This is a genomic window from Stieleria sedimenti, assembly GCF_025060895.1.
Taxonomy (GTDB): Bacteria; Planctomycetota; Planctomycetia; order Pirellulales; family Pirellulaceae; genus Stieleria; species Stieleria sedimenti.
In genome coordinates, this window is sequence record NZ_JANZKV010000258.1 from 1 (window position 1) to 10,858 (window position 10,858).

The 10,858-nt window shown below is 55.2% G+C and carries 4 protein-coding genes; 1 reads left to right on the plus strand and 3 read right to left on the minus strand.

Features of this window, described 5'->3' with window-relative positions; genetic code table 11:
• Both NZK35_RS28535 and NZK35_RS28540 read right to left on the minus strand, forming a co-directional pair.
• Positions 1-1,829, minus strand: a 1,829-nt coding sequence (locus NZK35_RS28535; protein ID WP_259635932.1) for a serine/threonine-protein kinase, incomplete at its 3' end; no start/stop codon positions are given.
• Positions 1,830-1,968: 139 nt separating this feature from the next.
• Entirely contained in the window at positions 1,969-2,538 is a 570-nt protein-coding gene (locus NZK35_RS28540) for an ECF-type sigma factor (protein WP_259635933.1), read from the minus strand.
• Between the two features lie 291 nt (positions 2,539-2,829).
• Here NZK35_RS28540 and NZK35_RS28545 point away from each other — a divergent pair, with 291 nt between their 5' ends.
• Positions 2,830-10,413, plus strand: coding sequence for a Calx-beta domain-containing protein (locus NZK35_RS28545; RefSeq protein WP_259635934.1), 7,584 nt, complete (start codon positions 2,830-2,832; stop codon positions 10,411-10,413).
• A 286-nt stretch (positions 10,414-10,699) separates the two neighbouring features.
• Here the strand turns inward: NZK35_RS28545 and NZK35_RS28550 are convergent, their stop codons facing one another.
• Positions 10,700-10,804: an ATP-binding protein gene (locus NZK35_RS28550; protein ID WP_407699848.1), complete on the minus strand. Its 105-nt coding sequence runs from the start codon at positions 10,802-10,804 to the stop codon at positions 10,700-10,702.
• Between the last annotated feature and the right edge of the window lie 54 nt (positions 10,805-10,858).

The window sequence follows — 10,858 nt, forward strand, 5'->3', positions numbered from 1 at the left end:
ACTAAATGGGAATGCACCCGGCGTTTGACGAGTTTTGAGTCCGCTTGCTGCCGAGTTACCCTGGCGTGCAACTCGCTCAGGTCATTGGCCAGTGCCGGGGAGACATCCTCACCCGCCGCATCGGCCTGAGCACGTCGAATCGCTTCCATGGCCCGCTCTAGCTCTCGAAAGCTCGGCATCTGTTCCGATCGATCAGCCAGGGCCGCGGCGGCTGCCATCTCGTTTTGCACCCGCTGCTCCAATTCGAAACGCTCGGCGGCAGCCGCCACTTCGGCATCCGCCTTGATCTGTGCCAACTGAGCGTCCTTCTCTTTCACCCACATCCAGCCGCCGGCTCCTAGCAGGACGGCCAGCACCACGCAGCCGGCCAAAGCCATCACCACCCGGCGTCGCTTGCGTTCTTCTTCCGCTTTCGTCTTCGTCCGCGCGACCTCGAGTTCCTTTTCCCGCAGCCGCCGGTCCACCGACTCCAGATAGTCGCTGATTCGTTCACTAACCTCCTCAGCGTCACTCGGCCGATCGTTCCTATCTACGGCCAAGCAATCCTTCGCCAATCGGACCAGTTCGGCATCGGCCGAGGATGCGTCCAGACGCTCAAGCCCCTCTTTAATGTTGCCTGCCCGAGCCAACATCAGCTGATCCATCTGCTTGCCGCGACGGTACACCGGGTTGCCCGTCAGGATCTCGCAAAGGATTGAGCCGAGCGAAAAGACATCTGCCCGCTGGTCAAGCCGATCGATCTCGCCGGTCGCCTGCTCCGGGGACATGTAAGCGGGCGTCCCCATGATGCTGCCCATCCGGGTGGCCGACCTGATGACGGAATCGTTGTCCTTGTAGGTGCTTCCCGAATCAACACTCCGCACCGTCTGGATCAGACTCTTGTCTTCCTGCTGGAGTTGCTGCTTGCGTTCGTCGGCAACGCCTCCGGCGGCCAGCACTTTGGCCAGCCCCCAGTCCATTACCTGGACTTCGCCGAACGCACCGACCATCACGTTGGATGGTTTCAGATCGCGATGCAGCACGCCACGGCTGTGAGCGTAAGCCATCGTCTGGCAGATTTGCTCGAAGATTCCCAAATACTTCGCCCGGTCGTCATCGACCGATTGACGCTCGGCGAGCAGCGCGGCGAACGTCTTTCCCTTGATCAGCTTCATGGTGAAAAAGGGACGCTCATCGTGGAACTGTCCCAGTTCATAAACCGGGGCGATTCCAGGATGTTGCAGTTGACCACCGATCTGAGCTTCTTCGATGAAACGCTTGACCGTTTCCGGATTGTCGCGGTGCTCCTTGAGCAACACCTTGACCGCTAAATCACGTCCCAGATCGGTGTCACGACCTTTCAGGATCGCGCCCATGCCTCCGCGGGCGATCTCACCATCCAATCGATACCGTCCGTTGACATGATTCCAGGTTTGATCCACTTCTGACGATCGCACTCTGACGATCGGGCCCTCGTCCCCCGACGATTTCAACACCACGTGCGGCACGCTGGCGACGGTCTTTTCCATTGACCGTAAGACGCTGAAGTTGACCGGGTCGATCGAGTGATCCTCGTCGGAAAACTCTTCCTGCTGCTCCGGCGGCCTGGCCAGGCTCAAATCCAGCATGGGGACATACGCCGAGACCTTTTCCACTCTCTCACTTGACCGCAATGCCTGTAGCAACTGCCGGACCTCGGAGGCGACCTGTGGGCTGTCGCTATCCAGGCGATCCAACATCTCGGCCCGCTGGTCCGGATCGGCGATCGAGAAAACACCGGCAAACGCTTCTTTCACGACCGCCGGATCGGGTTTGCTCGAAGGGGACTGTCGGGGATTAGAGTCAGTCATAATCGGTTCACAAGCCAGGGAAAACTATCACCAGCCGGAAGGTGGTACCGAGCTGCGAAGAGAATCTCCATTGGGTCATGCGAAAGAAGCGGTGGGAAATTCCAGACATTCTCTCAATTTATCGAATGCCCAGTGGGGATCACGCCCCATCCAGCACCCGCGCCAGCATCGCCTTGGCGTAAGCCCAATCGGTATAGGCGGTCGACTTGGAGATTCCCAACAGTTCGGCCGCCTCGACAAGGGAAAGGCCGGCAAAGAATTTCAGCTTGACCAACTCGGCCGACTTGGGGTCTTGGCGGGCCAGGACGTCGATCGCTTCGTCGACCTCGATCACCAGCTGTGGCGATTGCGATTGGTCATCCAAAGCGTGCTCCTCGATCGCATCGACGTCGATTTGATTCAAGTGCCCGCCACGTTGCTTGCCGAGCTTTCGGCGGGCGTGCTCGACCAGTATCCTCCGCATTGCCTCGGCAGCAGCGGAGAAAAAATGACCGCGTCCGTCCCAACCCTCGGGCCGATGCTGTTGAACCAGTCGCAGGTAGGCCTCGTGCACCAGCGCGGTCGTCTGCAGCGTGTGGTCATCACGCTCCCGGCGCATCATCGCCCCTGCCATCGACCGAAGCTCCTCGTACACGACCGGCAGTAGCCGTTCGGTCGCATCGGCCTGGCCCAGTGCAAGGTCATCCAGAATCTGTGTGAGGTCGGTCATTCAAACCCTCTTCAAGAACGCTCCGATCGAGTGTAACCCGAGTGGGGCACTTGGGAAAGAATCGGAGCGGGAGATGGACAAGAGGATGGCAAGAAAACTCGGATTTCCTGGAAAAACCGGCCGCAACTCTCGCATGACTCATTAGCCGTGATCGGCCTGCCCTGATACGGACGGTGCGATCGCGGTCCACCTGCGCGCTCTTTCGATTGCCGCCTCCGAGCATTACCGCCGCCCTCAGCAAAGTTGCTGCCTCCCCCATCGATCCGCAGACCCGAATAGCCGAGTCCCTCCATGGCCCGATTTCACCGCAAGACCATCCGTCCAACGACTCGTCTCCGCCACCGCATCTTCGGCACCCGCCCCCAACCAGACGCGAAGCGCAGACGACGACGACTAAAAACCGAGCTGCTGGAGGATCGAAGGTTGTTGGCGGTTCTCGTCAACAATTCATTTGATGGGGGTTTGCCATCCAATATTGATGCGTATGGTTCCGCTAGGCACCAAGGACAGTGGGTCGAGTTAACACCTGCTCAGAATAATCGGACCGGGTCGCTTGTCGTGGACAACCATGGCGTGCGTGCTTTTAGTTTTGATGTCCGCTTCAATCAGAGCATCAAGGATTCAACGTCATCTTTGCCAGGCGATGGGCTCTCATTCGTATACGGTCCCGTGCCAAATGGCGCCTGGGGCAATAGTGGTCCTGGTCAAACAGATGGCCAAGCGGGTCCGGGCATCGATGGTCTCGTAATCAAATTCGATACCTTTAATGGCTCAAGAAATAATCCGGGAAGTATTGAGGTCTGGTACGACAAAACACGCGTCAGGCGAGTCGAAGGGTTGTGGACCGACGAAGTTTCTAATCAGAGCTTGCGGGGAACTTTTAAGCCAACGCGTGTAACGATCAATGAAAGTGGGACGTTAACTCTCGTCCACCCCGCTTTGTTTACACAGTATCCGGGGTCGACAATCACCGTTCAAATTCCAAATTGGGATCCTGCTTCCAACTGGCGATTCGGATTTGGCGCGAGTACCGGAGCAGCAAACGATCGTCACATCCTTGAGGACTTGTATGTCAACGACCGTACAATAGGGTATGCGCCTCAGGTTAGGTATGACACTGATCTCGGTGACTCGGGCGAGCGGATTGACGATGCTGGCGGGACGTTTGTCTGGCAGATCAAGGATCGCAATGGGGACCTCCAAGATGCAACGATCACACTTCAAAAAGAGACAACCACCGGAGCTTGGACTGACGTACGGTCGAATACCTGGTCGTTGACGAATTGGCGTGTGGGTGCCGAGGCGGAAAGATCGCTTGAGCTTTCACCAACGGATTTCGCCGATTTTGGGCTGGGTAATTACCGCACCTCGATCACGGTCAACGATCAGACGTCTCGTTCGGTGACGTCGATTTCTCCGGTAATCAACGTCGTAGATGACGATTCCGCCGGCCCACTGATTACATTGACCGATCACTTCGGTCGATCGCTATCAGAGGTTGGCGTGGAGTCTTCACATGGCGAATCGCCTTCGATCAACTGGGATATCAGTGATTTCCAGATCTTTGACGGAAGAAACACGGACTCTGGTATCTCGTCCAGTAGTTTGATTGTGACACGGAATGGTACCCCTTTCTTCACTTCGACCGACGTCGCAGGAAGTCTTGATCTAACCGGCGCCGGTCCAGGACTCTACGAGGTATCTCTGACAGCGTCCGATAACGATCTCGATCACGGCCCAGCGTCCAGCACTGATTTTTCATCGACGACTGTGACCGGCCAGCTCGTGTTGACGAATACTCCACCATCGCTCCAGGTTGGACTGGATCGAGCCGTGCGGGAGGGCGAAGTCGTTTCGTATCGCGTGTTATCAAATTCGGATGCTGACGGCGATGACCTGACGTACACCTGGGAATTTGCGGACAATGTTTCGCTGATGGGCGAGTCGGTCGAACACACGTACACGGATGATGGAGTTTACGACGTTGTCGTAACGGCCGACGACGGTTTCGGTGGCACAACGTCAGACACTTTTTCGGTCACGGTTCTCAATGTTGCGCCGCGTATCATTGCCGTGACGACGACCCCACTTGCTGTGGATGTCAACGAATTGGTATCGCTTGCCGTCGAAGTGGCCGATGTCAGTGACGATCCGTTGACCTACGAAGTTGATTGGGACGGCGACGGTATCTATGACGTTGAAAACAGGAGCGGCAGTTTCGGCACAAGTTTTGCATCACCGGGCCTCAAGATCTTTGGTGTACGCGTAAGCGATGACGAGGGTGATTCCACGTTCACCCAAGCGTATGTCCAGGTCGGTCCACCGCTCACCGACGTTCCCGAAGTCAACTTTGATATAGCAGGGACGACGGTGAGTGAGGGGGGCATGATTGCCGTGACGGCAAGTATTCTTGCACCGGTCAACCAAGATATTGCGGTACCGATGACCGTATCAGGTAACGCTTCAACCAACGACTACACCCTCGACTCACAGATCCTTGTTATCAAGGCAGGGCAAAAGTCCGGCTCTTTGACAGTGAACCTGATTGATGATGAGATAGACGAGGAGACCGAGTCGCTTTTGTTGAAGATGGCCAACCCGTTCAACGCGGTTGCCGGCACCGAATATTCACACGCCATTACGATAGATGATACGGATGACGTGCCGACGGTTTGGTTTGTTACTTCAGGACAGGTGATTGCGGAAGCGTCGTCAGCGATCACGCTGACAGCGCAACTGTCGCATCCATCATCGCGCGAAGTCGTTGTTCCGCTTTCGCTGTCGGGCTCGGCAAGCAGTCCGGCGGATTACACGCTGCCAGCTGCCAGTGTCCTCCGATTCGCACCGGAAACCACGTTCGGGTATATCGACGTCGAGATTGCAGACGATGCGACGCCAGAACCGAATGAAATAGTAATTCTGTCCATGCAATCGCCCGATCACGGTCAGCTATCCAACGATCCTAGCGTTACCGATACTTTTACGTTGACCATTCGTCAGAACGACGCGCCCTCCGTATCGTTCACCAAGCTTTACAGCGAAATCGGAGAGGAAGATAGTGAGATTGTGCTGACGGCTGAATTGTCGGCGGCACATTCCGAACCGGTCGACGTGGTTGTGGATTTGTCAGGTTCCGTTGATGAACAGGATGTATCGTCGCTATCGAGCGTAAATTTACACTTTCCGGCTGGCGAAACCACTGCGACCAGCTCGTTGACGATCGATGACGATACGCAACCAGAGCCGCAAGAGTTTCTGGTAGCAAAGCTCGCATCTGCAACCGGGGCTTTGGTCGCAAGTCCGTCCACGACGGTCGTTGGGATCAATGATAACGACATCCCGCTCGTTGAATTCGCCGTTTGGCAGCAGTCGGACTACGAATCCACGCGGACACTTCCAATTGAGATCAAGGTGTCTCCGGTTTCTCCGGAGGAAATCATCGTACCGATCGAGCTCCTGGCTGGTTCGGCGACGCTCGGCTCCGACTATCTGTTTTCCACCGAACGGATTCGTGTACCTGCAGGTACACCGAGCGTCACGATCGACCTGGTGATTCTTGAGGACAGTACCCAAGAAGCCAACGAGACGGTCAATCTCCGAATCGGGCAGCTAGAGAATCCGACTGGGGCGGACTCAATTGCTCAGGTTGGAAATCAGGCCCGGCACTCCGTCATCATCCGCAATGACGATGTGCGGGCCACGTTGACCGTGTCCCAAACTTACTTGCTGGAGGATAACGCATCGGTTGATCTGGAAGTTAACCTCAGTGGAGTTAGTGACGAGCCGATCACCGCTTTCATTTCCGCCTCAGGCACGGCGGAACTTGGTGCGGACTACAACTTTGAAGGTGCGAATGCCAATTCAACACAGATCGTGATCCCACCGTTCCAGCGATCTGGCTCGACACGCCTGAATATCCACGAGGACAACATCCTAGAATTCGAAGAACTGATTAGTCTATCTTTTGCGGCGTCGGACGTCGCTTCTTCGAGTATTCCCCAAAGTCAGATTCGCATCGGTGATGATGAGACAGGCACGGTCTTTTTTGGCACGGGCTACAGCGAACATTCCGAAGGAGCTGGGCAGTTTTCGATTCCTGTGAGGCTTAATGCGCCCGCGGAATTCGATGTGCCAGTCTTTATTCTGGATGCAAGAAAAGGCGAGACGGAGTTGGTCGTCATTCCAGCAGGCCTTACTTCTGCTGACTATGTGACGCACACAGATAACGATAGCAGTTTGGATGTCACCAAGCATGTGTTTTTCTCGATTGTCGGCGCCATCGGAGTTGAATTCGGCAGTACGACTCGCCACGAAGCTGTAATCATCGATGATGACCGACGAAGCGGATATTGGGGTGAGCTCGAGTACTCTCACTTCATCAACAAGCGGGGCTATGATGAATGGATTGAGCACGTCGAAGGCTTCGATCCGGCAGGAGCTTTTCTCGAAGTTTGGAGCTACCTGGCTAACGACGCATTCCAAACGGCAGTCTGCTCCGCACTTGGTACAACAGCGGGTGTGGGATCAATTGTTTGGACGGGCGGTGTTGGCGCGTTTGCCTCGACTGCAGTTGCCGCTTCCACGACCGCAGTATGCAAACAAATCGTCGGCGATGTAATTACGATCGAAGCTGATCGCGATGGAGGAGTTCAGGTTGAATCAGAAGTGGTGAATCAACTGAAGCAGAGCGTCGCGACCTTCCCGTCGGATGGTCCGATCGTTGGTTACCGCGGCTTTTTTGATGCTAACAAGAATCTCGTTGCCGATTTTGTCGATTTCGATAACGACGGTTTTCAGGATGCCAATGAACCGGCCGAACCGTACTTCGATGTGACCTCTTCCGGCATGATGTACGGTGAAATACCGATAGACTTTGACCAAAACAATAACGGCATCATTGAATCGAGCGAAGGTCAGCTCGTTGTCACCGGCGGTGTTGATCTTTCAACCAATCTACAGCTCACACTGCCGCTGACAGCACCACTTGGCAGTCGCGTGTTGAATCCGTTGACGACCCTGGTATCGGAACTAGTCAATAGCGGTGCCTATGACATTCCGGCGGCGGTGGATCGCGTGCTGGCCGGATTCGAATTGCCGCAGTTCGACCTGTTGCGACGTGATCCGATTATCCGAGCCGATAGCGGCGACGTCGCTGCCGCCTTGGTATTCGCCCGTGGTGGAATGCTGCATAATTCTGCCAAACAGGTTGCGATGCTACTAAGCGGTTTAACAAATGCACCCTCCGAACGCGAACTTGGCCATGCGTTTTATTCTGAGATTGCTTCGGCCATTAGCAACGATGATGAAATCGTTGATCTTAACAACCGATATGTCGTTCAATCGCTACTGCAAAGCGTCGCTAATCAGTTTGGATTAACTATCGACGATACGTTGTTGGTCGTTGCGGCCGACACCATCGCCGAAGGGAATTCCGCAATTTCTAGCCTTCCTGTCGATGCGTCGATCCAATACATGGAGTCCGTGGCCCAAGTTCAGATTGTTTCCCAGGGAACGGTGGCCACTTTGCTAAAGGAGGCATCCCGAGGACAACGCCCTCTTTCCGAGGTGCAAGCTGCAACAACCGGATCGAGTCTGCGGCAGTTGATTGACGCGGCGATTCCCGGCACGCTGCTGATCCCCGAAATCGAGATCACAAACGGAGAATTGCTCGAAGGTGATACGGGAGAGCAATTTATGGAATTCACCGTGTCGCTTTCCAACGCGGGCAAGGAGCCCATCACCGTTCGGTATTCGACCGTTGACGTCAATGACGCAGCAAGCGACCTTGACTATGGCCTCGCTTACGGACACCTCCATTGGGAAGCCGGCGACGCCAGCGAACGTAAGATTCAAGTCCCCATTTACGGCGACACACAATTCGAGGGGCAAGAGGAATTCGAACTCTGGCTCGATGCACCCGAGGGCGCGGTGATCTCGCGTCAGGGTGCACGAGGTATCATTCTGGAAGACGATCCTTTCTCCTACACGGCACCAAGTGATGGAACGAGTAATCGCATCCAGGTGGACGTTTATGATGGCAACCGAGTCGTGGTTCTACGCAACGACCAGCAGGTGTTGAATACGCCGGTCTCCCACACACAACAGATCACGATTTCAGGCGCCGAGGATGTGGAGAACGAATTCATTGTTTCCGCTGCAGCCGCCAACCTGTTCCCCACCGATGGGATCAGCATTATCGGTGGCAACCAGCAGGACTCCATCCTCGTTCGTAACGATTTGTCGTCCACGATTGTCCACGAAATCGAATCTTTATCCGCTGGTGTGTTCAGTTTTGACGGGAATGCCATTGCCTACTCTAGGGTTGAGACGCTCAATGATACTTGGACGCCAGAACTGACCGGTATTTGGGGCAATTGGTTCGAAGGTAGCGGAGTGGAACTTGGCTTGGACTACACCAATGCGTTCTACCGATCCGGGACGTCCTATGCGTGGACGGTGAACCATCCGGTAGGTAAGTTGACCGAGAGCGACGACAGTTCCGTATCATTTGTGTCCGGCGATAATGGAACGGCCTCGATTGACCTCGCCATCACGATACCCAGCGGGCCGCAGATATCGCTCTCGTTTCAGAAGCCAGTTCTGAATGTGGATCCGAGTGCGGAGATTGTTTCGATTAGCCAAATTCTTGAGGAAGGTACGACCATCGACGTCACTTCCACAGTGAGTGATCCAGCGGCAAGCAATGATGTTCTCACGCTTTCCTACGCGGTTCATAAAGATGGCGAATTGTACGACGAACAAATTGACGTCGGCCTCACCGCTTACTCTTTTACGCCGGACGACAATGGTAGCTACGAAATCGTATTCACCGTTTCGGATGAAGACGGTGGCAGCACAGCAGTTTCGAAAACAATCACTGTGGGCAACGTCGCACCCAGTGTCGTTTCACTAGAAAATGTGACTTTTGGGAGCCCGGTTGCCGCACCCAATGTCGGCGGTGTTGTCGGCCAAAACCTGCAATTCCGTGGCGTTTTCGCCGATGCAGGCATCTCCGATACCCACACTGCGACCGTGGACTGGGGCGACGGATCGGACCTCGAGCCACTTGTCCCGACCCAGCAAGCAGGCGGCGGTAGCGTCGCGGGCGAGCACATTTTTGAAAAGGCCGGAACGTATCGCGTTACCATCACCGTTACTGACAGCGACGGCGAGACCAATCTCTTTGACATAGAGGTCGTGGTTACCACGTCCGCGCTATTGCCCGATACCTGGAATCCTGAATTAAGCGCGCTTTATGCAGGTGGCACGACTTCCGCGGATGATATCGAGATTCGATCAGGTGCTGAGTCTGGGACGATCGAAGTCTGGATCAATGACGTCTTAGATGGTGTTTTTGCTCCCGCCGGACGCTTGGTCATTTTTGGTCAAGCGGGAGACGATGATATCCAAGTTGCGGGTTCGATTAACCACGATACTTGGATTGACGGTGGTGAAGGCGACGATCGAATCAAGGGCGGCGCTGGTAACGACGTCATTATGGGCGGTCAAGGGCATGATTTGTTGCTAGGCAGATCAGGCCGAGATTTCTTACTCGGTGGACGTGGATCGGATCGAATCGTCGGGAATAGAGATGATGACATTTTGATCGTGGGGTGGTTGGCCTTCGACGATCAAAGAACGGCTTTGACGTCGGTCATGAATGAATGGACGTCTAAGCGAAGTTATCAAGAACGCCTCGAAAAACTCGCGGATGTCTTAGTCTTGGGCGGCACCGTACTCGACGACGACAATGACAAAGACAAGCTGACCGGATCCGCCGGGGATGACTGGTTCTTCTTTGACCAAGACAACGACCGGGCGACTGACTTGAAAGACGAGGTGTTTGCAAACGACCTCAGTTGGATCCTTTCTTAAGAGATCTACGCGGATTAGGAACGATCAAGGTGCACACGCGTGACCGACCCAGCGTTCGATCCCTTCGAGAAAGAAGTGTGTTCGGAAGACAGCGGCTTGCAGGACGGAACTGCTCGATTTCGACGACTCGATAAGAACGATTCTGCGATTCAATCGGAAGAGCGTGTTGGTTGTAACCTGCAGTGATTGGACCCACCGAAGAGAGTTAACCGTGACTCGAACGGCACGTGGCGACCGACACTGAAGCGACTTAGCCAACCGGACGACGTCCACCTTAGCGAGGGCGTCAGTGGCGGTAGGATCGTCGTGAGGCAGCCATTTCTATGTCCCCTGGCTCGCCCGAACCCGGCGGGCCGATCATGATTAAATTATGCCGGCCTGCCGCGGCCAGCGTGACGGCGCGTTTGGCCGCTTCTTGGCCGCTTCTTGGCCGCTTCTTGGCCGC